Origin of the sequence: Microbispora sp. NPDC046973 (genome assembly GCF_040644495.1) — a bacterium.
Lineage (GTDB): Bacteria > Actinomycetota > Actinomycetes > Streptosporangiales > Streptosporangiaceae > Microbispora.
The window spans coordinates 68,475-91,227 of record NZ_JBEYWQ010000008.1 but is presented as its reverse complement, the minus strand read 5'-3'; the positions used below and the strand labels follow the sequence as shown (position 1 = coordinate 91,227).

Here is a 22,753-nt window from a genome sequence, read left to right as displayed (position 1 = left end):
CTTTCGGGTCGCCCCACGCTGTGGGGACGTTGGCGTCAGTCACTTGGGACAACATCTAACCCGATACGGGCCTTCCCAATCATGCTCCGACTACGCCGAGAGCAGAATGATCCGTAAAGTGACGGGGATCACAGCGAAAGTGCCGGTCATTGTGCTGCGCCTGGCAAGCTTGTGCGCGTACAAACAGGAGTGGCGTTAAGCTGCGTACGCGTGTTCGATTGATAAGTAGGAGTTGGGTGTGACTGCGGTTCGCGCGGAGACGGGGTACACCGCCCGTCATCTCTCTGTGCTGGAAGGCCTGGAGGCCGTCCGCAAGCGCCCGGGGATGTACATCGGCTCCACGGACACGCGCGGCCTCATGCACTGCCTGTGGGAGATCGTGGACAACGCGGTCGACGAGGCGCTCGGAGGCTACTGCACGCGGATCGAGGTCGAACTGCACGCGGACGGCTCGATCGAGGTGCGCGACAACGGGCGCGGCATTCCCGTCGACATCGAGCCCAAGAGCGGCCTGCCCGGCGTCGAGCTCGTCTACACGAAGCTCCACGCGGGCGGCAAGTTCGGCGGCGGCTCCTACGGCGCCTCCGGCGGTCTGCACGGCGTCGGCGCCTCGGTGGTCAACGCGCTGTCCTCCCGTGTCGACGTGGAGGTCGACCGCGACGGCAAGGTCCACCAGATCAGCTTCCGCCGGGGCGTGCCCGGCGTGTTCGACGGCGACGGCCCGACCGCCAAGTTCCGCAAGAAGTCCGGCCTGCGCGACGGCGGCCCGGCCCCGCGCAACACCACCGGCACCCGCGTGCGCTTCTGGGCCGACCGGCAGATCTTCCTGCCCGAGGCGGAGGTCTCGCTCGACGAGATCCACGTGCGGCTGCGCCAGACGGCCTTCCTGGTGCCGGGGCTCACGCTCGTGGTGCGCGACGTGCGCGGCGAGGAGCCGGTCGAGGAGGAGTTCCGCTTCGACGGCGGCATCAGCGAGTTCACCGAGTTCCTGTCGCGGGACGAGGCCGTGTGCGACGTGCTGCGGCTGCAGGGCGAGGGCCACTTCCACGAGACGGTCCCCGTGCTCGACGAGCAGGGGCACATGACGCCGACGGAGATCGAGCGGGAGCTCACCGTCGACGTCGCGATCCGCTGGGGGAAGGGCTACGAGACGACCGTACGCTCGTTCGTGAACGTGATCGCCACGCCGAAGGGCGGCACCCACGTCGCGGGGTTCGAGCGGGCGCTGGTCCGCACGATCAACGAGCAGCTCAGGGAGACCCGGCTGCTGAAGAACGGCGACGAGCCGGTGACCAAGGAGGACATCCTCGAAGGGCTGACCGCGGTGGTCACCGTGCGGGTGCCCGAGCCGCAGTTCGAGGGCCAGACCAAGGAGGTGCTCGGCACCTCCGCGGCCAGCCGCATCGTCGCCCACGTGGTCGCCCGTGAGCTCAAGGCCCTGTTCGCCAGCCCCAAGCGGGGGCAGAAGCAGCAGCTGCGCGCGGTGCTCGAGAAGGTCGTCGCCGCGGCCAAGGCCCGCATCGCCGCCCGCGAGCACCGTGACAACCAGCGGCGCAAGTCCGCGCTGGAGAACTCGGCGCTGCCCGCCAAGCTGGTCGACTGCCGCAGCGACGACGTCGACCGCAGCGAGCTGTTCATCGTCGAGGGCGACTCCGCGCTGGGCACGGCCAAGCTCGCCCGCGACTCGGAGTTCCAGGCGCTGCTGCCGATTCGCGGCAAGATCCTGAACGTGCAGAAGGCGTCGGTCGCCGACATGCTCAAGAACACCGAGTGCGCCGCGATCATCCAGGTGGTGGGCGCTGGGTCCGGCCGATCGTTCGACATCGAGTCGGCCCGCTACGGCAAGATCATCCTGATGGCCGACGCGGACGTGGACGGCGCGCACATCCGCTGCCTGCTGCTCACCCTTTTCCACCGCTACATGAAGCCGATGGTCGAGGCCGGGCGGGTGTTCGCCGCGGTGCCGCCGCTGCATCGCATCGAGGTCACCAACCCTGGACGCGGCCAGGACAAGTACATCTACACCTACAGCGACGCCGAGCTGCACAAGGTCCTGCGCGACCTGGAGCGGCGCGGCAAGCGCTGGAAGGACCCCGTGCAGCGTTACAAGGGCCTCGGGGAGATGGACGCCGACCAGCTCGCCGAGACGACCATGGACCCCCGCCACCGCGTCCTGCGCCGCGTGCGGATCGAGGACGTGGAGGACGCCGAGCACATCTTCAACCTCCTCATGGGCAGCGACGTGGGCCCGCGCCGCGAGTTCATCATCGGCAGCGCCGCCGAGGTTGACCGCGACCACATCGACGCCTGACCGGCGCCCGGCGGCACGAGCCCAGGCCTGCCGGGGGTCGCGTCAGGGCTTGACCTCGCGCAGGCGCCCGGTCTCGACCTCGTAGACGAACCCCCGCACCGAGTCCTTGTGGGGGATGAACGGGTCGGCCTTGATCCTGTTGATCGACTGGACGACGTCCGCGTCGAGGTCGGAGAACGCCTCTGCCGCCCAGTCGGGCTTGATCCCGACCTCGGCCTCGATGCCCTGGCGGAAGTCGTCGTCGGTGAAGGTCAGCATGCCGCAGTCCGTGTGGTGGATGAGGATGATCTCCCTCGTGCCGAGCAGGCGCTGGCTGATGGCCAGGCTGCGCCGCTCGTCCGTGGTCACCACGCCGCCGGCGTTGCGAATGACGTGAGCGTCGCCCTCGGCCAGCCCGAGCAGACCGTACACGTTCAGCCGCGCGTCCATGCAGGCGACGACGGCCACTCCGCGCGCCGGGGGCAGCGGCAGATGTCCCTTGTCGAAGCCCGCGGCGTACCGCTCGGCGTTGGCGAGGAGTTCGTCGGTGACGCTCATTGTGGTGCCCCTTCTGGTCGCGTGAGTCGCTGGCCCCACCTTTGCCGGTTATTCCTACCAAGTCAATAGGTATTGTGACCCGCTGTGAGGTGAAGGTGTCCGTCGGTCATCTGTGATCACGGGTTCATGGCATCTCTTGGACACGACCAGAAGAGCCGGGTGGCCGTGCGGCCGCTCACGGCGGAGGACGTCACCTGGGTGCGGGAGCTGTTCACCGAGCGGTGGGGACCGAGGCCCTGTTGCGCCGGTTCACCAGCGAGACCACGCACCCCGCTTACGCGGCACTGCTGGAGGTCGGCCGCGCCCAGAGGTCGATCTTTCTGGCGCGCCGGCTGCGCGACCGTGACCTGCAGCGGGAGCGAGCGCAGGGACGCTGGCCGCATCTGGCCGAGGCCGTCCGCCAGATCCGGCCGACGATCCTGCTGCTGCAGGACCCGCCGGGGGCGGCTGGCCAGATGTGTCCCAGGCGTCGCGGCATGACCGCCGCGCCGCAGTCCGACCAGCCCGCGCTTCTCCCCGGTAGATCGCCGCGGCCGGCACGACCAGGACGACGGCGACGATCGCGAGCAACGCCGGCACGCCCATGTGCATCCCTTTCCCAGGGTTCGGAAGACGCGCACTGACAAGACGAGCGTACGCCGCAGGGCCCGGCGGCCGGCTGGTCCTGTGGCACGCCAGCCGCACCGTGGTGCGAGGCGTGGGAGCCACGGATCGCCGGCCGGGATCGGCGTGGCGGCTAGCGGCTGATCCGGCGTGGGGCCGCCAGCGCGAGGAGCTTGTCCGGGTTGCGGATGGCGTAGAAGTGGGTGATCTTCCCGTCGACGACGTCGGCCAGGAACACACCCTCCAGGTGCTCGCCGCTGTAGGCGGCGAGCGCGGGCGTGTGGTTGCAGTTCACGAGCTCGATCCGCAGGTCCGGCTGGAAGATGCCCAGCACGAGCGCGGCCACCTTCTCCGCGCCCACCACAGGCCGGCGTACCGTGATCACCTTGCCGCCACCGTCGGCGGTCCAGATGACGTCCGGCGCGAGCAGCGACAGCAGCCCCTCCAGGTCGCCGGTGGTCACCGCGGCCATGAACCGCTCGGTGACCCGCGCGGTCCTGGCGGAGCCCGCGGGTTGGAAGCGCCTGCGCCGCGCCCGCACGTGCTCACGGGCGCGGTGCGCCACCTGGCGCACCGTCACGACCGACTTGCCCACCGCCGGTGCGATCTCGTCGTAGTCGAAGCCGAACACCTCGCGCAGGACGAACACCGCGCGCTCATCGGGAGTGAGCGTTTCGAGCACCACCAGCATCGCCATCGACACCGACTCGGCGAGCACCAGGTCCGCCGACACGTCGCGCTCGTCGAGCAGCAGCGGCTCCGGCAGCCACACACCGACGTAGTCCTCGCGGCGGCGTGCGCCGGCCCGCAACGCGTTGAGCGCCTGACGGGTCACCAGCCGCGCCAGGAACGACTTGGTGTCACGGACCGTCGCCAGGTCCACCTCCGCCCACCGCAGATAGCTGTCCTGGAGCACGTCGTCGGATTCCGTCGCCGACCCGAGGATCTCGTAGACGATCGCGAACAGCAGCGGCCGCAGCAGGGTGAACCGTTCGGCATGCTCGTCGGTGCTCATACGGACGCCGCCATCCGAGCGGCCCGCGGCCCGCTCTTCTGCCAGACGACGGCACCCGGGCTCCGGGCCTCCAAGCCGATCCCCGTCACCGCCTTCTTGCAGAACTCCTCCTTGATCTCGGCGGCCTGCTGCCCGTCGATGCAGGTGTCCAGGGGGGTGTCGTCCGCGCGGGCGGGCTGCATCGTGGCGGCGTGTCGGCCCAGGCTGATGATCGATCCCTTGAAGGCCTGGTCGATCACCGCCGGCGCGGTTCCCGCGATGCGGCTCAGCACGGTGTCGGCGGCCTGCACCCCGAGTGGTACGGCGGCCTGGCAACTCATCCGCAGCGGCCGGCCCGACGGCGAGGCGGCGTCACCCGCCGCGACGATGCGGTCGTCGTCGACGCTGAGGAGCGTCTCGTCGGTGAGGAGCCGGCCGAGCGCGTCGACGCGCAGCCCGCTGGCCGCCGCCAGGCCGGGCACGCCGAAGCCGGCCGTCCAGATGGTGAGACCGCTTCGCCGTACCGTTGCGTCCGTGAGGACGACCGCGTCCTGCCGGACCTCGGCCACCGCAGTGCCCTCCAGCACGGTGACGCCGTGCTCGGACAGCCACGTCATGACGGATCGGCGGCCGGCCGTGCTGAGTGACGGAGCCAGGGCCGCGCCGCAGACCAGGGTGACCGTACGTCCTTGCTCCACGAGCTCCGCCGCGGTCTCGATGCCGGTCAGCCCGGCGCCGACCACGGTGACTTCGGCATCGGCCGGCAGCTCCGCCAGCCTGGCGCGCAGCCGCTGGGCGGCCTCGAACTCGGCGAGGGAATGGGCGAACTCGGCCACGCCCGGCACCGAGGAGGGGGTGGCGCCGGTGCTGCCGACCGCGTAGATGACGTAGTCGTAGTCCAGCGCCCGGCCCGAGGCCAGCTCCACTGTGCGGGAGGCGGTGTCGATGCGGGTGGCGTCGTCGACCACCAGCCGGATGCCGTCGCCGAGCAGCGTGCCGTAGTCGACCGAGGCGTCGTAGCCGCCGGCCACGAACTGGTGCAGCCGGATCCGTTCGACGAACTTCGGGCGGGAGTTGACCAGGGTGATGTCGACGTCGTTGCGCAAACGGAGGTGGTTGGCCGCGACCGTTCCCGCGTAGCCGCCGCCAATGACCACGATCTTGTGAAGGGTGCCGTGTTCAGTCATGCCCTCAAGACACCGCGCGTCCATGCGGAGTGACACGACGTGGCGCACATCACACATGGAGTTTCTTCCGCGTCTGCAAGCTGGCGCAGTAAATACCGGATTTACTGCGCCAGCCGCCCGCGCCATGCCATCCTGAGCTGGATCACCCCCTCCGGCGATCACGGGCGAGGTGTACGCATTTACTGCGGCAGATGGAAGGGGAAAACACCCCCACCCTGCTGGCCCGCTCCCGGCACGCCTCCGTCCGCTCCCTGGAACGCTACGCCCGCCCCGGCGTCGACGCCGTCGCCGACCACGTCGCAGCACGAGACCCCCTCCGGCGCGGTGGCCGCGGGCGAGCCTGACCCATCGCATCAGTTCCCCCGGCCCCCTGCTGCTGCCCGGCGACTTACCGCGGGGTCGGGGCGTTTCCGTCTCGACACAGGGATCCTGACCTGCTCTAACGCAATCGCGTGTAGCGGGTGACAGCAGTCTTACAGGCTCCCCGATTCGTCGCGCTGCTCGACGGGGAGCTCGCGGGCGTCGCCACCTACGCGATCACCGGCCGGGAGTGCGAACTCGTCACGCTCGACTCCGTACGCGAAGGCGCCGGCGTGGGCACCGCCCTCGTCGACGCCATGGCCGGAGCGGCGCAGGCCGGGGGCGCCGTCCGGCTGTGGCTGGTCACGACGAACGACAACCTGCGGGCGCTGCGCTTCTACCAGCGATACGGCTTCGACCTCGTCGCCGTGCACCGCGACGCCGTCGCCCGGTCGCGAGAGCTCAAGCCGTCGATCCCCGAGATCGGTCTCGACGGCATCCCGATCCACCACGAACTCGAACTCGAACTGCGCTCGCGCCTGCTCGGGTTCAGCCCGACTCGATCTCCAGAGTGCTGACCCGGTTGCGAGCCTCCAGCATGCCCTCCCGGTAGCGCTCGTCCCAGTCCGGGTCGTCGTCGCGGATGGCCCTGACCGTCTGCCTGGCGAGCTCCACCGGCCCGTTGGGGCCGGGAGCGACCTTGCGCACGACGATCAAGGTCCACCCGTTCTCCATGACCGTGTCGGTCTCCCAGTGGGGTGCGCCGGCCGCCTCCCGCCGGGACGCCGGCTTGCCGCCGCGCGCGAGCGTCACGAGCAGATACACGAGCACGGCGATGACGATGAGCGTCACCGGAAGGGCGAGCAGGCGCATCGGGGTCCCGGCTCCCTACTTGGTGGGCAGAGCGACGCCTCCAGTATTGCCCGGCGCGTACACCGTGATGCCCTGGGGCAGGGCCTTCAGCTTCTCGATCTCCGCGCACGTGGGGCACTTGTTGTAGCCGTCCTGCCGGGCCTTGTTGGCCTCCGCCTCGGCGCGCGCCTGGGCGACCTTCGCCTGTGCCTCGGTGACCTTCGCGAACGCGGCCTGCGCCTGGTTGACCGCCTCCTGGACCTCAGAGGGCAGGGTCACCCGCGAGAGGTTGAAGTGGATGCCGGTGAGGTAGTCGGCGCCGAGGGTCGACTTGAGGTCCTCGGCCAGGCTCGTGTTCACCGCATTCTGGATCTTGGCGATGTTCGCGTTGTTGCCCTGCTGCGGCGTGCCCCCGCCCTGCTGGCCGGCGCTGTTGTTCTGCACGAGCGCGCAGGAGGAGACCAGTTCCGCGCAGCGGAAGTTGTTGATCTGGGTGCGCAGGTCGTTGTCGATCACCGGCCGGATGATCTGATCGAGGAAGGCCGACCAGCCCTCGTCGCCCTCCCAGGGGTAGTAGGTCCCGCCGTTGGTGCTGCGGAACTTGCGCGTGCCGAACTTGTCGTCGAACGACTTCAGCGTCTGGTGGTCGAGGTTGAGGCCGAAGTAGAGCGTGCCCTCGATGCCCATGTTGACGCCGTCGCCGCTCGGCACGTTGACGACGTCGACACCGGACCTCTCGCCGTGTCCGGCGTCGGAGGTGATCGTGTAGAACCGCTGCTGGGCGGGATAGCGGTGCATCTGGGACCACCAGCCGATCCAGGTCACCCCGGAGCCCGGGTCGATGACCTGGCGGACCTTGTTGTCGTCGAGCGGACCGCCGTCGCGGACCACCGCCACCTCGCCGCCGCTGGTGCGTTCGAACCCGCTGAACGCGCCGATCAGGGTGGGCGCCCCGGCGACGATGAGCACGAGGATCACCAGGATGGCGATGCCGCGGAAGGACCGGCGCGAGGTGCCGCCGGAGGCGGAGGGGGTGCGGCTGGGCATACGGGCTCCTTGGGGGGCGCCTCGGGACCGGTTGCGGTACCGGGGAAAAGCTCACGTTGTCGTCGGCCAGGACAACGTAGCAGCCGGGTGCCCCGGTTCCGGGACGGCCGGTAGCGCGGGAGAAGGCGCCCTTCCCGGCCCCGTACGGCAGGCCGGGCGGCCTGCCGTACGGGGGTGGGCTCAGAGCTCGACGGGCTGAAGCCGTCCCGTGTGGACGTCGTACAGCGCGCCGCCGACGACGAGGTCGTCGGGCAGGTAGGGGCTGGACTTGATGCGGGTGATGTCGTGCCGCAGCGCGGCCCGCTGGTCGGGGACGGTCTGGAACTCGAGGCTGCGGGTGTCGACGCCGTAGTCGGTGGCGATGAGGTTGTGCACGTCCTCGTCGGTCGACTTGGACATCCGGCAGTCGGTGTGCGGCATCACCAGCACGCGGTCGACGCCGAGCAGGTAGACGGCGAGGACGAGGGTCCGCAGGACGTCGTCGGTCACCCGCGCGCCCGCATTACGCAGGATCTTCGCGTCGCCCGCGGTCAGGCCGAGCAGCCCGAGCGGGTCGATGCGGGAGTCCATGCACGTCACCACGGCTAGCCCACGCGCCGCGCGGCCACTGAGGCCGGAGTGGGTGAACGTGCTCGCGTACTTCTCGTTGGCGTCAAGCAGATCGTCGAAAGCTCCGGTCATGTCACAGATGTTGCCCGATGCCCTCCAATCGGTCATCGCGGGGGGCGTGCTTTTGCGCACTGCTGGCAGGTGGCCATCCCCGCGACACCGGTATAAGGTCTTCACTGGTGTTTAAATCTGAGCGAGAGAGGTCACCATGAGCGGTGTCGCGCGTATGCACTCGGTCGTGCTCGACTGCCCGGAGCCGAAGGCCCTGGCGGGCTTCTATGCCGGGCTGCTCGGCTGGAAGGTCGCCGACGAGGAGGAGGACTGGGTCACGCTCGCCGGCGACGACCGGACCCGCCTCGCCTTCCAGAGGGTTTCCGACTACGTGCCGCCGGCCTGGCCGTCCGCCGAGCACCCGCAGCAGTTCCACCTCGACCTCACGGTGGACGACATGGCCGAGTCGGAGAAGCAGGTGCTCGCCCTGGGGGCCGTCAGGCACGAGCACCAGCCCGGCGAGGGCAACTGGACGGTCTTCCTCGACCCGGCCGGGCATCCGTTCTGCCTGGTCACCGGGTGAGCTGACGCCTCAACCCAGGGAGCCGGCGGCGGCCCGCTCCCGCGGCGTACGAGCGAGGCGCCGCAGGACGAGAAGGCCGCCGATCCCCGGCAGCCAGGCCAGGGCCTTGCCGGTCAGGTCGCATTCGGCGTCGCGTGCGGCGGCCACGACGACGACCAGGTACGCGCACCCGTGCAGGGGGCCGACGAGCGAGGAGACGGGCGGCAGGTGCACGGTGGCCAGATTGGCCAGGAGGACGGCCAGGGACCCCAGCTCGACGGCGGCGGCGACGCGCAGGGCGGAGTGCGGGCGTGACATGGTCAGACTCCCGTGGTCGAGCCGGGACGGACGATCATCAGGACCGTGACGGCCGCCCACAGCAGGTTGAAGACGCCGGTCAGCATGGCGAGCCGCGCCACCCCGCCGCCGGCGTCGGCGGGCGTGGAGTCGCCGGCGGCGAGCCGGGCGAGGACGGCGTCCTGACGCGGCAGGACCGCCAGGGCCAAGATCGCGGCCGCGGCGGCGGTGAGCAGGATGGACGCGATCACCCACGCGTCGCGCAGCACGCCGAGGCCGCTCGCCGTGGCGAACCCGAAGACCGGTACGGCCAGGCCCGCGACGGAGTAGACGCGGCAGACGCGGTGCAGGACACGGAGCGCGGCCACGCCGCCGATCCGTGTGCCCTGCTCCGCCGCGCCCTGCTCCGCCATACCGTGATCGGATAGGCGGCGCGCGGTGGCGGGAAACATGCTCGCCGCGACGGCGACCGGACCGACCGCGAGGATCGCGGCGAGGACGTGAACGGCCAGGAAGAACTTCGTCATCGTGCGCGGCTCCCCGATCAGCGGGCGGCGGGCGCGGACGGACGGCGCTCGCGCCGGACGACGCCGCGTCGTTCCTGGGCGAACAGCCGCCCCACGTCCCGTGCGACGTGCGGTCCGAACTCGCGCTCCATCAGGTGGAGACCGAGGTCGAGGCCCGAGGCGACCGTGCCCTGACGCTCCTCCTCGGTGAGGCCCTCCTCCGCGCGCACGTCCCCCGCCGCCCCGGCCTCGGACGGCGCGAGAACGTCGAGGGGATCGAACCCGTCGAACAGCACGAACTGGGCCGGCATCGGCATCTCTCCTTGTCGTCGGCGGTGCGGTCACCAACCGTAGGAGTGCGGCCGAGGCTGATCCCAGGGGCGGGAACGACAAAGACCAACGGATTCTCGCCAACTGGTGTCACCTGGGCAGTCGGAGATTCGCCCAGGATGCGTTGCTGGCGGGATCCCGTCTATCGTGGCGATTGTGCACACCGTGGCGATCCTGGCACTGGACCATGTCGTGCCGTTCGACCTGGCGACCCCCATCGAGGTGTTCGGGCGCACCCGCCTGCCGGACGGCCGGCGCCCCTACCGGGTGCGGGTGTGCGGGCCCGCCCCCGAGGTGGAGGCCGAGGCGTTCGCCCTGCGCGTGCCGTACGGCCTGGAGGCGCTGGCAGAGGCCGACACGGTCGTCGTCCCCGGCTGCTCCGAACGGGCGGGGCCGCCCCCGCCCGAGGCGCTGGAGGCGCTGCGCGACGCGGCCGCGCGGGGCACCCGCCTCGCCTCGATCTGCGTGGGCGCGTTCACGCTCGCGGCGGCCGGGCTGCTGGACGGCCTGCGGGCGACCACGCACTGGGCGGCGGCGCCCGCGCTGGCCCGGCGGTTCCCGCTCGTGGACGTGCGGCCGGACGTGCTCTACGTCGACAACGGGCAGGTGCTCACCTCCGCGGGCGCGGCCGCCGGGCTCGACCTGTGCCTGCACATGATCCGGCGCGACCACGGGTCGGCCGTCGCGGCCGACGCCGCCCGCCTGTCGGTGATGCCGCTGGAGCGGGAGGGCGGTCAGGCCCAGTTCATCGTCCACGAGCACCCGCCGGTGCCCAGCGGTTCGCTGCTCGAGCCGGTGCTTGCGTGGATCGAGGACAACCTCGGCCGGGACCTCACCCTTCGGGAGATGGCGGCCCGCGGCGGGATGAGCGAGCGGACGTTCAGCAGGCGCTTCCGCCAGCAGACCGGCAGCACGCCGCTTCAGTGGCTGCTGCGCGCCCGGGTCCGGCGGGCACAGTATCTGCTGGAGAACACCGACCACGGCATCGAGCGCATCGCCGCACAGGCCGGTTTCGGGTCGCCGACCGCGTTCAGGGAGCGGTTCAAGCGGGTCGTGGGGACCACGCCGCAGGGGTACCGCTCCTCGTTCCACTCCTCGTCTCACGGGGGCCCCGCCGCCACCTGAACGCCACGGACACGCGCCGGGGCGGCGGCGCGGAGCCACGAGACCGGCTCCGCGCCGCCAGAGTCACCCGGGGCTCTTCGCCTCCGCGGGTCACAGCGGTGGCTCTTCGCCTCCGGTGTCGCCCGTGGTGGCCATGCCGCCCTCCGTCGCGGCGGCCTCCTCGCCGTCCGCGCCGAGCGCGCCGCCGATCGCGGCGATGGCGTGCACGAGACGCACACCCGAGCCGTCGCGGCGGCCGAGCTCCTCGGGCAGCGGCACCGGCTTGCCGGTCGAGGAGACCGCCTTGACCGGCGCCGGGCCGGCGTAGGCGAGCAGCAGGACGTCCTCGCCCTTGAGGAAGCGCTGGGCGCGTACGCCGCCGGTCGCCCGTCCCTTGGGCGGGAAGTCGGCGTAGTCGGAGACCTTGCCCGCGCCCATCTGCGTGCCGGGCAGGGCGGTGGAGGACCCGGCGATCGTCACCACACGCGCCTCCCGGGTGGGATCGACCGCGCCGAAGAAGACCACCTTCGCGTCGCCGTCGAGGCGCACGCCGGCCATGCCGCCCGCCGGACGTCCCTGGGGTCGCACGACGGAGGCGGGGAAGCGCAGGAGTTGCGCGTCGCTGGTGATGAAGACCAGGTCGTGGTCGACGGAGGTCAGCTCGACGGCGCCGACCACCACGTCGCCGTCCCGCAGTCCGATCACCTCGAACTCGTCGCGGTTGACGGGATATTCGGGCACGACCCGCTTGACCACGCCCTGGCTGGTGCCGAGCGCGAGCCCCGGCCCGTCCGGGTCGAGCGAGCCCAGCCCGACGACCCTCTCGTCCGGTTCGAGGGCGACGTACTCCGACACCGGATGCCCGCCGGCGAGCGACGGCGGGTTGGCCGAGGGCGGCAGCGCGGGCAGGTCGAGCACCGAGACCCGGATCATCCGGCCCGCGGAGGTCACCACGCCCACCTCGCCGCGCACGGTCGAGCGGACCACCGAGACCAGCACGTCGTGCGCCGTCCGGTCGCCCTCGCCGGAGACCGGAGAGGCGTCGGTCGTACGGGCGAGCAGGCCGGTGGACGACAGCATCACCAGGCAGGGATCGTCGGCCACCTCCAGCGGCACGACCGCGGTCCTGGCGGCCTCCGACGACTCGAGCAGGACCGTGCGGCGCGGGGTGCCGTACGTCTTGGCCACCTCGGCCAGCTCAGACGACACGACCTTGCGCAGCCGGTCCTCCGAGCCGAGGATCTCGTTCAGCTCGGCGATGTCGGCCTGGAGCTGCTCCTTCTCCCGGTCGAGCTCCAGCTTGTCGTAGCGCGTGAGGCGGCGCAGCGGAGTGTCGAGGATGTAGTTCGCCTGGATCTCGCTCAGCTCGAAGGTCTCCATGAGCCGTGCCCGGGCCTGCGCCGTGTCGTCCGAGTTCCGGATGACCTGGATGACCTGGTCGATGTTGAGCAGCGCGATGATGAGGCCGTCGACCAGGTGGAGCCGTTCCTCGCGCTTGCGCAGCCGGAAGCGCGACCGCCTGCGCACGACGTCGAGCCGGTGGTCCACGTAGACCGACAGCAGCTCGCGCAGGCCGAGCGTGCGCGGCTGGCCGTCGACGAGGGCGACGTTGTTGATGCCGAAGGTCTCCTCCATCGGCGTCAGCCGGTAGAGCTCCTCCAGCACGGCCTCCGGGTTGAAGCCGTTCTTGACCTCGATGACCAGGCGCAGGCCCTTGTGGCGGTCGGTCAGGTCCTTGAGGTCGGCGATGCCGGTGAGCTTCTTCGCGTTCACCAGCTCTTTGATCTTGGTGACCACCCGCTCGGGGCCGACGTTGAACGGCAGCTCGGTGACGACGATGCCCTTGCGGCGCGGCGTGACCTGCTCGATCGTCGCCTTGGCCCGCATCTTGAAGGTGCCGCGGCCGGTCTCGTACGCGTCCCTGACGCCGGTCAGGCCGATGATCGTGCCGCCGGTCGGCAGGTCGGGGCCGGGGACGAAGCGCATGAGCTCGTCGAGCGTCGCTTCCGGCTTCCTGATCAGGTAGCGGGCCGCGGCGATGACCTCGCCGAGGTTGTGCGGGGCCATGTTGGTGGCCATGCCGACCGCGATGCCGGAGGCGCCGTTGACCAGCAGGTTGGGGAACGCCGACGGCATGACCGACGGCTCGGTCTCCTGGCCGTCGTAGTTGGGCTTGAAGTCGACGGTGTCCTCGTCGATCGACTGCACCATGAGCATGGCGGCCGGGGCGAGGCGGGCCTCGGTGTACCGCATCGCGGCGGGCAGGTCGTCGGGCGAGCCGAAGTTGCCGTGCCCGTCGACCAGCGGCAGGCGCATCGAGAACGGCTGCGCGAGCCGTACGAGCGCGTCGTAGATGGCCGAGTCGCCGTGCGGATGGAGCTTGCCCATCACCTCGCCGACGACGCGGGAGGACTTGACGTGCCCGCGGTCGGGCCGCAGGCCCATCTCGCTCATCGAGTAGAGGATGCGGCGCTGGACGGGCTTGAGTCCGTCGCGCGCGTCGGGCAGCGCGCGCTGGTAGATCACCGAGTAGGCGTACTCAAGGAAGCTCGTCCGCATCTCCGCGGAGACGTCGATGTCGACGATCCGCTCCTCGAAGTCCTCGTCCGGCGGGGGTGTCGTCGTGCGTCGGGCCATGTCGTGGTTTCCTGCGTGTCGAGGAGCCGGGCCCCGGCCCGTCGGAGCCGGGGAAGGTCAACGTCGGTGGTGCGTCTCGAACATTCTGCCGAGAGTTCACCCTGTTCGCGACTCACACCATATCGCCGGGCCCGCGCCCGCCGTCCCGGCTTCCCCGACGGGACAGCCCTTCGCGGTCCCGGGGCGGTCAGTCGCGGGGGCCGGCGCCGGGCCAGGGGCCGGGCGTCTCGCCCTCGTCCTCGTCGCCCGGCTCGTTCTTCTTCTCGTCGTAGATCCGGAAGCCCCGGGCCTTGTAGTTCGCCAGCGCGGCGGGCCCGTCGAGGGAGCAGGTGTGCACCCAGACCCGCCGGGTGGACTCCCGCCCCGGCCAGCGCTCGGCGAGGTCCCAGGCGCGGGCCACGGCCTCGCCCAGCAGCCACCCGCCGAGGCCCTGCCCGATCGCGTACGGCAGCAGCCCGAAGTTGACGATCTCGACCGTGCCGCTGTCCTGGGCCACCAGTTCCGCGTAGCCGGCGGGGGTGCCGCGCACCCAGGCCACCCAGGTCTCGACGCCCGGCCGGTCGAGCCAGTCCTTCCACTGCTTCCAGGTCCACGGCAGCCGGTTGGTCCACTGCCAGTCGCCGCCCACGGCCGTGTAGAGGAAGCGGCTGAACTCGGGGCTGGGGACCTCGGCGCGGACGACCTGCGCGGGGAGCGCGGGCGGCCGTCCCGGCCGCAGGTCGGCGGGGCTGGTCTGTTCGAGATACCAGGTGGTCACGTCCATAACGGGATTCATCCAACCACGACGCCCGTCCGGGTCCGTCCGGCCGCGGTCGCCGCCACCTCCCGCGTACGCCTCCATCGATACCGCCGTAAGGGGAATCAGCATGTATGTGCTGTTTGTCCAGCTATAGCCGCTCTTCGCTACCCTCCCCCCAGGAAAGGGAGGTGCTTGCGCGGTGTACGACGTCGTGGACCGGATGCTCGACGCGATGAACGCGCACGACCTGCACGCGGTGTTGCGGTGCTACGCGCCGGGCGCGGTGGTGGTCGGGCCGGAGATGGAGGCCGCGGAGCCCGGGGAGATCGGTTCCTACATGCTGCAGATGTGGGAGGGCTTTCCCGATCTGCACTTCACCCTCTGGGAGACGATCACCCTCGCGGACGCGGTCGCGACGGAGATGACGGCGGTGGGCACGCACACCGGGCCCTACCTGGTCGCCGGGGGCGACCTCCTCGCCCCGACCGGCCGGGGCATCAACGTGCGCGTCTCCTGGTTCTGGCACCTGAAGGACGGCCTCATCCTGAGCCAGCGCTTCTACTACGACCAGCTCCAGATCTACTCGCAGCTCGGCCTGCGGTTGCCCCTGTGCTTCGGAGACGAGGACGCCGGAAACGGCGCGCCCGCGGGCCGCGGCTAGTTTCCCTCCCCGCCTCCCGCCGTCGCGGCGGAAACGGTCGGCCGGACCTGGTACCAATGGGCGGGTGAGCGAAGAAGAGGTGATGCTGCGGGAAGAGGCCGAGGCCCGGCTGCGGGCGCTCGCCGGCGATCACGCGCGGCTGCGCGACGACCAGTGGGCCGCCATCAAGGCCCTGGTCATGGACCGCAGGCGCGCGCTGGTCGTGCAGCGCACCGGCTGGGGGAAGTCGGCCGTCTACTTCATCGCGACCGCGCTGCTGCGCGAGCTCGGCGAGGGGCCCACGGTCATCGTCTCCCCGCTCCTTGCGCTGATGCGCAACCAGATCGCCGCGGCCGAGCGGGCCGGCATCCGCGCCGAGACGATCAACTCGGCCAACCCCGAAGAGTGGGAGAAGGTCTACGGCCAGGTCGCCGAGGGCGCGGTCGACGTGCTGCTGGTCAGTCCCGAGCGGCTGAACAACCCCGACTTCCGCGACAACGTGCTGCCCGAGCTGGCCGGCAGCGCGGGACTCCTGGTGATCGACGAGGCCCACTGCATCTCCGACTGGGGCCACGACTTCCGGCCCGACTACCGCAGGCTCCGCACCCTGCTGGCGGAGCTGCCGCCGGGCATCCCCGTGCTCGCCACCACGGCCACGGCGAACGCCCGGGTCACCCGCGACGTCGCCGAGCAGCTCGCCGTCACCCAGGAGTGGGACGAACTGCCCGGCGGCGAGGTGTTCGTCCTGCGCGGACCGCTGGAGCGCGAGAGCCTCCACCTGAGCGTCGTACGGCTGGGCGGCGCCGACCAGCGGCTCGCCTGGCTGGCCAGGACGCTGCACGAGCTGCCGGGCTCGGGCATCGTCTACACGCTGACCGTCGCTGCGGCGCAGGAGATCGCCGCATACCTGCGGGAGCAGGGCCACCCCGTCGTCGCGTACACCGGCCAGACCGAGCCGGCCGACCGGCTGGCGGCCGAGGAGGACCTGCTCGCCAACCGGGTCAAGGCGCTGGTGGCGACCTCGGCGCTGGGGATGGGCTTCGACAAGCCCGACCTGGGCTTCGTCGTCCACGTGGGCGCGCCCGCCTCGCCCGTGGCGTACTACCAGCAGGTGGGCCGGGCCGGGCGCGGCGTGGAGCGGGCCGAGGTCATCCTGCTGCCCGGCCCCGAGGACCGGGAGATCTGGGCCTACTTCGCCTCGCTCGCCTTCCCGCCGGAGGGCGTGGTCAGGGCGACGCTGGAGGCGCTGTCCGAGGGGGGAGTGCTGTCCACCGCGGCACTGGAGACGAGGGTCGACCTCAGCCGGAGCCGGCTGGAGATGATGCTCAAGGTGCTCGACGTGGACGGCGCCGTACGCCGGGTCAAGGGCGGATGGGAGGCCACCGGCGAGCCGTGGAGCTACGACACCGAGCGTTACGCCCGGGTGGCCGCCGAGCGGCGGGCGGAGCAGGAGGCCATGCTCGGCTACATCGCGACCACCGAGTGCCGCGAGCAGTACCTGCGCCGCCACCTCGACGACGAGACCGCGACGCCGTGCGGCAGGTGTGACAACTGCACCGGCGCCCACCGTTCCGCCGAGGTGCCGGACGAGGCCGTCCGGGCCGCCCAGCAGCGTCTCGCGCGTCCCGGCGTCGAGATCGAGCCGCGCCGCCAGTGGCCCACCGGCCTGCCGGACCTGAAGGGGCGGATCAAGCCGGAGCTGTGCGCCGAGCCGGGCCGCGCGCTCGGCCGCCTGACCGACATCGGCTGGGGCACCCGGCTGCGCGAACTGTTCGCGGCGGGGGACGGGCCGGTCCCCGACGACGTGTTCGCGGCCGTGATCGAGGTGCTGAAGTCGTGGGAGTGGGAGCGGCGGCCGGTCGCGGTGGTCGCGGTGCCGTCGGGCACGCGGCCGGCGCTGGTGGGATCGCTCACCGAGCGGCTCGCCCAGGTCGGCCGGCTGGAGTATCTCGGGACGCTCGGCTACCGCGACGGGTCGCCCGCCGCCCGGCACAACAGCGCCCAGCGGGTGACGGCCATCCGCGGGACGCTCGCGATGCCGCGTGACGTCGCCGCGAGGATCGCGGCGGCGGGCGGGCCGGTGCTGCTGGTGGACGACCGCGTGGACAGCGGATGGACGATGGCGCTGGCCGCCGCCCAGGTCCGTCACGCCGGGGCGCCCGCCGTGCTGCCCTTGGCCCTGGCCGTCACCAGCTGACCACCTCCCGAGCCCGGCGCCGGAGCGCCCCCGGCACGCGGGGCGGCGAGCCGAGACCGGACTCGGGGACGGCTCAGGGTGAGGTCAGGGTGATCACCCCATCCCGGGGCCGCGCCCGATCGCCAAACTTGTCGCCATGAGATCACTTGTTGCGGCTCCGGTGCTGGTCGGCGCGTACGGCGTCGCCCGGATCGTCGACGGATTCGACGGCAGCCGGGGGCCCGGCCCGGCCTGGACCATGGGCCATCTGTTCTTCCTGGCCGCGTTGGTCCTCTTCGTACAGGTCTTCGGGCGGCTGCGGACCATGGCCGGCGGCGGTGTGACGGCCACGGCGGGGTTCGCCGCCGTGCTCGCCGGGGCGCTGGCGCTGGCCGCGCAGTTCACGATCGACATCGTGGTCGGCTTCCTGTCCGCCGACCACGACGCGATGGGGCCGCGCTTCGACGCCGTCAAGGCGATCCCGGGCGTCGAGCCGGTCGTGTACACCGTCGTGCCGATGCTGTTCTACGTCGGCATGGTCGTGCTGGTGGCCCGGCTCGCGGCGGGGCGGCGGGTGCCGTGGTGGAGCCCGGCGCTGGTGCTCGTGCAGGCCGTGCTCCCGCTCGTGAGCAAGGACCTGATCCCGCTGGGAGCGGCGCTGCTCCTGCTCGCCTTCGTGCCGCTGATGCGCCTGCGGCCCGCGCGGCCGGTCGTGCTCGCGCGCAGCTCGTCCTGAGCCGGGCCGTTCTCGACTGAGCCGTTGCTAACCGGCCCTTCTGAGCCGGGCCGTTCTTGGCCGGGCCGCTTGAACCGCGGGGCCTGTCAGAGACGAGGGCGGGCGCCGAGGTTGGAGATGCACTTGGCGGCGAGGGCGTTGCCCGCCGCCAGCGCCTCGGCGGCCGGCTTGCCGTCCAGCCAGACGGGCAGGAAACCGGCGGCGAAGGCGTCACCGGCGCCGGTGCCGTCCACCACCCGGTCGACGACCTCGGCGGGCGCCCGGACCGGTTCGGGACGGCTGTTGGAGTACCAGAGCGAGCCCTCGGCGTTGAGCTTGATCACGACCTGGGGGAACCAGGCGGTCAGCACCTTGGCCGCCGCGGCGGCGTCGTCCCTGCCGGTGAGCACCTTGGCCTGGTCGGCGTTGGCGAACAGCAGCTTCGCGCCGTCGGTCCACTCGAGGAACGGCTCGGCGCCGGTCCGCTCCAGCGGCGCGGAGGAGGCGCAGTCGACGGAGATCGACATCCCGGCGCGCCGGGCCATGTCGAGCGCGGCGAGGCCGGCGTCGCGCGACCCCTCGTTGATCAGCGTGTAGCCCGACATGTGCAGGTGGCCGCCGGCGGCGAACAGGTCGCGCGGCAGGTCCTCGGGGGACAGCGCGGCGTTGGCGCCGGGGTCGGACAGCATGGTCCGCTCGCCCTTGTGGGTGACGAGCACGACGCAGGTGCCGGTCGGCCGCTCGGGGTCCATGACGAGCCGGGCGTCCACGCCGTAGCCCATGAGTTCCATGTCGCGGTTGCGGCCGGTGATGTCGGCGCCGCGGCGGCCGATGAAGGCGACCTCCGAGCCTTCAACGGCGAGCCAGGAGGCGATGTTGGCGCCGGAGCCGCCACCGTGCATGGTCACGACGGCTGGGGTGTCGCTCGCCCTAGCAAGAGGGAACTTCGCGCGGGCGACCGCGTCCGTCATGAGATCGCCCACCACGACGACCCGCGTCATGATGTCACCACCTTGCCAACTGCTTGTGGAGGTGAGCCATGCCCTAGGAGGGGCGGCGTCCTCTCCGTGCTGTGAGGCTGACGTCCAGAAACCTAACAGCTTCCAGGGGCGTCGTGGGGTGGAGAGCGGACAGACGGGAACAGTCGATGCACAAGCGTTGCCCAACTTGCCTCGTCAGGGCTGGTAGATCCCCTATAAGAGGATCCGGAAAGCGGGCCCGACAGTCGTAAGGAATCTCTCAATACACCCCAAGCCGGACGCCGCTAGCCTCGATTGCGTGCACCCTCAGTACCCCGCCCACTGGGAGGCGGACGTCGTGCTGTCGGACGGCGGCACCGCCCACGTCCGCCCGATCAGGCCGGACGACGCCGACATGCTGCGCTCGTTCTATTCGCGCCTGTCCGCGGAGTCCATCTACTTCCGGTACTTCGGGCCACGGCCGCGGCTGACCGACAAGGACGTGGTCTGGTTCACCAACGTCGACTACGACAACCGGGTCGCCCTCATCGCCACGATCGGCACCGAGATGGTCGCGGTCGTACGGTATGACCGGGTGCAGCCGCGCGACCACGCCGAGGTGGCCTTCCTGGTCGAGGACGCCCACCAGGGCAGGGGCGTGGCCGGGGTGCTGATGGAGCACCTGCGGGCCGCCGCGCGTGAGCGGGGGATCAAGACCTTCATCGCGGACGTGCTGCCGGGAAACCACCGGATGATGGGTCTGTTCCGCCAGGCCGGCTACACGGCGCAGAGCCAGTTCGAGGACGGCGTCGTGCGGATGACGCTCGACCTTTCCAGCACCGAGACCGCGCTGGAGGTCCGGCTCGCCCGCGAGCACCGCGCCGAGGCGCGCTCGATCGCCCGCCTGCTGACGCCGGAGTCGGTCGCGGTCATCGGCGCGAGCCGCGAACCGGGGGGAATCGGCCAGACGGTGCTGCGCAACCTGCTCGGCGCCGACTTCACCGGCCCCGTCTATCCCGTCCACCGGCACGTACGGGCCGTGGCCGGCGTGCGGGCCTACCGCAGCGTGTCGGCCATCGACGGCGAGGTGGACCTCGCCGTGCTGGCGGTCCCCGCCGAGGGCGTGCTCGAACTGGTCCAGGAGTGCGCGGAGAAGGGCGTGAAGGGCCTGGTCGTGGTCTCCTCCGGGTTCGGTGAGACCGGGCCGGAGGGCCGGGCCCGCCAGGAGGAGCTGGTCCGCATCGCCCGGGCCTACGGCATCCGGGTGGTGGGGCCCAACTGCCTCGGCATCGCCAACACCGACCCCGCCGTACGGCTCAACGCGACGCTCGCGGCGACCCTGCCCGGGCGGGGGAGGGTCGGGTTCTTCAGCCAGTCGGGCGCGCTCGGCACCGCCCTGCTGCAGCGGGTGGCGCAGCGCGGCATGGGCATCTCGACGTTCGTCTCGGCCGGCAACCGGGCCGACGTGTCCGGCAACGACCTCCTCCAATACTGGGAGGAGGACCCGGCGACCGACGTGATCCTGCTCTACCTGGAGTCCATCGGGAACCCGCGCAAGTTCACCCGGCTGGCCCGGCGGATCTCCCGGTCCAAGCCGATCGTGGTGGTCAAGTCGCGGGGCGTTCCCGGAGGGCACCGCGCGCCCGTGCTCGGGCTGCCCGACACCGCGCTGAGCTCACTGTTCGCGCAGGCCGGGGTCATCCGGGTGGACGACCTGGTCCAGCTGTTCGACGTCGCCCAGCTCCTGGCGCACCAGCCGCTGCCGGCCGGGCCGCGAGTGGGCGTGGTCGGCAACTCCGACGCGCTCACGCTGCTCGCGGAGGAGGCGTGCGCCGGCGCCGGCTTGCAGCCGAGCCCGCCGGTGAACCTCGGCGCCCGCGCCGGCGCGGCCGAGTTCGCCAGGGCCCTGCGGAGCGTCCTGCCCGAGGTGGACGCCGCCGTCGCGATCTACATGCCGCCGATCCCCGGCGACTGCCGCGAGGTGGCCGAGGCGCTGCTGGAGGTCGCGCGGGAGTCGGGGAAGCCGGTGCTGGCCACCTTCCAGGGCGCGCTGGGCATGCCGGCCGATCTGCGTGTGGTGGGCGGCCCCGGCGACGACTCCCCCCAGCGCGGGTCGATCCCGTCGTACCCCGCCCCGGAGGAGGCGGTCCGCGCGCTGGCCCACGTCGTGCGGTACGCCCAGTGGCGCAGGCAGCCGCCGGGCACGGTCCCGTCCGTCGAGGGAATCGACACCGCCGCGGCGCGGGAGATCGTCGCCGCGGCATTGACTGGGGACGGGGCGGACGGCGAGGAGCGGGAGATCGACGCGACCGCGCTGCTGGCCTGCTACGGCATCGAGGTGTGGCCGGCGCACGTCGCCGCCGACGCCGAGGAGGCCGTCGCCGCCGCCGAGCGGATCGGCTGGCCCGTGGTGGTCAAGTCGGCCGACCCCGAGGACGCCCGCCGCGCAGGCACCGTCCGCATCGGCCTCACCGAGCCCGCCGGGGTCCGGCAGGCGTACGCCGGCCTCGCCGCGCTCCTCGGGCCCGGCACGCCGCTCGCGGTGCAGCGCATGGCGCCGCAGCCCTCGGTGCCCACCGTCGTCGGCGTGACCCAGGACCGCTACTTCGGCGGGGTCGTCACGTTCGGCCTCGGCGAGGTCACCGCCCGGCTGCTCGGCGACCAGGCCTACCGCCTCGCGCCGCTCACCGCCGAGGACGCGGCGGGGCTGGTGCGGTCGGTCCGCGCCGCGCCGCTGCTGTTCGGCGAGTACGGCTACCAGGCGGTGGCCGTGGAGGCGCTGGAGGAACTGCTGGTGCGGGTGGGGCTGCTGGCCGACGCCCTGCCCGAGGTCGCCAGGATGGACCTCGACCAGGTCCTGGTGGGCGGGTCGGGAGTGGCCGTGCTGGGCGCGCGGGCCGTCCTGCGGCACGTCAACGCGCTGCGCCCCGACGTCGGTCCCCGCCGCCTGAGCTGATCGGTCCGGCGTCACGCCGTGGGCGGAAAACCCGTCCCGCCGGGGTGTGAAACAGGTGTCCCTTACAGGGCAGGATGGACCCATGAGGGAAACCCGAGTCTCCGCCGCGGGCTTGCGCGAGGCCATAGATCGCAGCGGCTACTACCCGGATCTGGTGGCCGACGCCGTCGACTCCGCGCTCGGCAACGAGGCGGTCACGGCGTACGTCGTGCATCACGAGGCCACGTTCGACCCGGCGATGGAGGTGCGCAGGCACGTCACGGTCCTGGTCCTTTCACCCACCCGGCTGCTGGTCTGCCACACCGACGAGCACCCGCCCGCCGAGGGCATGCCCGCCTCGCACGCCTCCACCACCACCGAGGCGGTGCGGCTCAGCCGCATCCAGTCGGTCGCCGTGACCAGGGTCGTGCCCGACCCCGCGTCGTACGTGCCGGGCGTCCCTCCGACAGAGGTCACGCTGACGATCGGGTGGGGCGCGATCTCCCACGTCGATCTCGAACCGGCGACCTGCGGCGACGAGAACTGCGAGGCCGACCACGGCTACACCGGCGCGATCACGGCCGACGACCTGTCCCTTCGGGTCAGCGAGGCGGCCGACGGCCCCGAGGCCGTCACCCACGTGCTGGCGTTCGCCAAGGCGCTGTCGGAGGCCACCGCCAAGGCGGCGACCACCTGACCGTCCCCCCCTCGAGCCGCCGGGA

At 71.7% G+C, this 22,753-nt stretch carries 23 protein-coding genes; 11 read left to right on the top strand and 12 right to left on the bottom strand.

Annotation, left to right across the window (positions count from 1 at the left end):
• Positions 1 to 238: 238 nt before the first annotated feature.
• A complete protein-coding gene (locus ABZ860_RS17530) occupies positions 239 to 2,311 on the top strand; it encodes a DNA topoisomerase IV subunit B (RefSeq protein WP_357220966.1) in 2,073 nt (690 codons plus the stop codon).
• Between the two features lie 42 nt (positions 2,312 to 2,353).
• On the opposite strand, the gene ABZ860_RS17525 is transcribed toward ABZ860_RS17530, so the two are convergent.
• Positions 2,354 to 2,848 (bottom strand): carbonic anhydrase, encoded by a 495-nt coding sequence (locus ABZ860_RS17525; RefSeq protein ID WP_357220964.1) that lies wholly within the window; start codon positions 2,846 to 2,848, stop codon positions 2,354 to 2,356.
• A gap of 221 nt (positions 2,849 to 3,069) precedes the next feature.
• Here ABZ860_RS17525 and ABZ860_RS17520 point away from each other — a divergent pair, with 221 nt between their 5' ends.
• The gene (locus tag ABZ860_RS17520; RefSeq protein WP_357220961.1) at positions 3,070 to 3,471 is read left to right on the top strand and encodes a Tn3 family transposase; all 402 of its coding nucleotides are present in this window, start codon (positions 3,070 to 3,072) and stop codon (positions 3,469 to 3,471) included.
• Between the two features lie 113 nt (positions 3,472 to 3,584).
• On the opposite strand, the gene sigJ is transcribed toward ABZ860_RS17520, so the two are convergent.
• Positions 3,585 to 4,466, bottom strand: coding sequence for an RNA polymerase sigma factor SigJ (gene sigJ / locus ABZ860_RS17515; RefSeq protein ID WP_357220958.1), 882 nt, complete (start codon positions 4,464 to 4,466; stop codon positions 3,585 to 3,587).
• Positions 4,463 to 5,632, bottom strand: a complete 1,170-nt coding sequence (locus tag ABZ860_RS17510; protein WP_357220955.1) for an FAD-dependent oxidoreductase — start codon at positions 5,630 to 5,632, stop codon at positions 4,463 to 4,465. Before ABZ860_RS17510 ends, sigJ begins: the two co-directional genes overlap by 4 nt.
• Positions 5,633 to 5,823: 191 nt before the next feature.
• Here ABZ860_RS17510 and ABZ860_RS17505 point away from each other — a divergent pair, with 191 nt between their 5' ends.
• Both ABZ860_RS17505 and ABZ860_RS17500 read left to right on the top strand, forming a co-directional pair.
• Complete coding sequence (locus ABZ860_RS17505; protein ID WP_357220952.1) at positions 5,824 to 5,976, top strand: hypothetical protein; 153 nt, start codon at positions 5,824 to 5,826, stop codon at positions 5,974 to 5,976.
• Positions 5,977 to 6,093: 117 nt separating this feature from the next.
• Positions 6,094 to 6,510: a GNAT family N-acetyltransferase gene (locus ABZ860_RS17500; protein WP_357220949.1), complete on the top strand. Its 417-nt coding sequence runs from the start codon at positions 6,094 to 6,096 to the stop codon at positions 6,508 to 6,510.
• Here the strand turns inward: ABZ860_RS17500 and ABZ860_RS17495 are convergent.
• The 3 genes from ABZ860_RS17495 to ABZ860_RS17485 form a co-directional block, all read right to left on the bottom strand.
• Entirely contained in the window at positions 6,482 to 6,805 is a 324-nt protein-coding gene (locus tag ABZ860_RS17495) for a hypothetical protein (RefSeq protein WP_357220946.1), read from the bottom strand. The two genes, ABZ860_RS17500 and ABZ860_RS17495, sit on opposite strands and share 29 nt — an antisense overlap.
• A gap of 15 nt (positions 6,806 to 6,820) precedes the next feature.
• Entirely contained in the window at positions 6,821 to 7,831 is a 1,011-nt protein-coding gene (locus ABZ860_RS17490; protein WP_357220943.1) for an SPFH domain-containing protein, read from the bottom strand.
• Between the two features lie 180 nt (positions 7,832 to 8,011).
• The gene (locus ABZ860_RS17485) at positions 8,012 to 8,512 is read right to left on the bottom strand and encodes a carbonic anhydrase (protein ID WP_357220940.1); all 501 of its coding nucleotides are present in this window, start codon (positions 8,510 to 8,512) and stop codon (positions 8,012 to 8,014) included.
• Between the two features lie 136 nt (positions 8,513 to 8,648).
• Between ABZ860_RS17485 and ABZ860_RS17480 the strand changes: the two genes are divergently transcribed.
• Positions 8,649 to 9,014 carry a VOC family protein gene (locus tag ABZ860_RS17480; RefSeq protein WP_357220937.1) on the top strand — a complete coding sequence of 122 codons (366 nt, stop codon included), beginning with the start codon at positions 8,649 to 8,651 and terminating at the stop codon, positions 9,012 to 9,014.
• Between the two features lie 9 nt (positions 9,015 to 9,023).
• On the opposite strand, the gene ABZ860_RS17475 is transcribed toward ABZ860_RS17480, so the two are convergent.
• From ABZ860_RS17475 to ABZ860_RS17465, 3 genes are read right to left on the bottom strand one after another with little or no spacing between them, the layout of a single operon-like run.
• Positions 9,024 to 9,311 (bottom strand): hypothetical protein, encoded by a 288-nt coding sequence (locus tag ABZ860_RS17475; protein WP_357220934.1) that lies wholly within the window; start codon positions 9,309 to 9,311, stop codon positions 9,024 to 9,026.
• A 2-nt stretch (positions 9,312 to 9,313) separates the two neighbouring features.
• Positions 9,314 to 9,817 (bottom strand): hypothetical protein, encoded by a 504-nt coding sequence (locus tag ABZ860_RS17470; protein WP_357220931.1) that lies wholly within the window; start codon positions 9,815 to 9,817, stop codon positions 9,314 to 9,316.
• A 17-nt stretch (positions 9,818 to 9,834) separates the two neighbouring features.
• On the bottom strand, positions 9,835 to 10,107 hold the full coding sequence (locus ABZ860_RS17465; RefSeq protein ID WP_357220928.1) for a hypothetical protein: 273 nt from the start codon (positions 10,105 to 10,107) through the stop codon (positions 9,835 to 9,837).
• Positions 10,108 to 10,273: 166 nt separating this feature from the next.
• Between ABZ860_RS17465 and ABZ860_RS17460 the strand changes: the two genes are divergently transcribed.
• On the top strand, positions 10,274 to 11,251 hold the full coding sequence (locus ABZ860_RS17460; protein WP_357220926.1) for a helix-turn-helix domain-containing protein: 978 nt from the start codon (positions 10,274 to 10,276) through the stop codon (positions 11,249 to 11,251).
• A 90-nt stretch (positions 11,252 to 11,341) separates the two neighbouring features.
• On the opposite strand, the gene ABZ860_RS17455 is transcribed toward ABZ860_RS17460, so the two are convergent.
• Positions 11,342 to 13,867: a DNA topoisomerase IV subunit A gene (locus ABZ860_RS17455; RefSeq protein ID WP_357220924.1), complete on the bottom strand. Its 2,526-nt coding sequence runs from the start codon at positions 13,865 to 13,867 to the stop codon at positions 11,342 to 11,344.
• Positions 13,868 to 14,054: 187 nt separating this feature from the next.
• Complete coding sequence (locus ABZ860_RS17450; RefSeq protein ID WP_357220922.1) at positions 14,055 to 14,630, bottom strand: GNAT family N-acetyltransferase; 576 nt, start codon at positions 14,628 to 14,630, stop codon at positions 14,055 to 14,057.
• Positions 14,631 to 14,805: 175 nt separating this feature from the next.
• Between ABZ860_RS17450 and ABZ860_RS17445 the strand changes: the two genes are divergently transcribed.
• The 3 genes from ABZ860_RS17445 to ABZ860_RS17435 all read left to right on the top strand — a co-directional run bounded on the left by ABZ860_RS17445 (position 14,806) and on the right by ABZ860_RS17435 (position 18,158).
• Positions 14,806 to 15,267 (top strand): nuclear transport factor 2 family protein, encoded by a 462-nt coding sequence (locus tag ABZ860_RS17445; RefSeq protein ID WP_357220920.1) that lies wholly within the window; start codon positions 14,806 to 14,808, stop codon positions 15,265 to 15,267.
• Between the two features lie 82 nt (positions 15,268 to 15,349).
• The gene (locus ABZ860_RS17440) at positions 15,350 to 17,443 is read left to right on the top strand and encodes a RecQ family ATP-dependent DNA helicase (protein ID WP_357221451.1); all 2,094 of its coding nucleotides are present in this window, start codon (positions 15,350 to 15,352) and stop codon (positions 17,441 to 17,443) included.
• Positions 17,444 to 17,579: 136 nt separating this feature from the next.
• A complete protein-coding gene (locus tag ABZ860_RS17435) occupies positions 17,580 to 18,158 on the top strand; it encodes a hypothetical protein (protein WP_357220918.1) in 579 nt (192 codons plus the stop codon).
• Between the two features lie 86 nt (positions 18,159 to 18,244).
• Here ABZ860_RS17435 and ABZ860_RS17430 read toward each other — a convergent pair whose 3' ends face one another.
• A complete protein-coding gene (locus ABZ860_RS17430) occupies positions 18,245 to 19,138 on the bottom strand; it encodes a sugar kinase (protein ID WP_357220916.1) in 894 nt (297 codons plus the stop codon).
• A gap of 277 nt (positions 19,139 to 19,415) precedes the next feature.
• Here ABZ860_RS17430 and ABZ860_RS17425 point away from each other — a divergent pair, with 277 nt between their 5' ends.
• Positions 19,416 to 22,052 (top strand): GNAT family N-acetyltransferase, encoded by a 2,637-nt coding sequence (locus ABZ860_RS17425; protein ID WP_357220914.1) that lies wholly within the window; start codon positions 19,416 to 19,418, stop codon positions 22,050 to 22,052.
• Between the two features lie 82 nt (positions 22,053 to 22,134).
• The gene (locus ABZ860_RS17420; protein ID WP_357220912.1) at positions 22,135 to 22,728 is read left to right on the top strand and encodes a DUF5998 family protein; all 594 of its coding nucleotides are present in this window, start codon (positions 22,135 to 22,137) and stop codon (positions 22,726 to 22,728) included.
• The last annotated feature ends 25 nt before the right edge of the window (positions 22,729 to 22,753 follow it).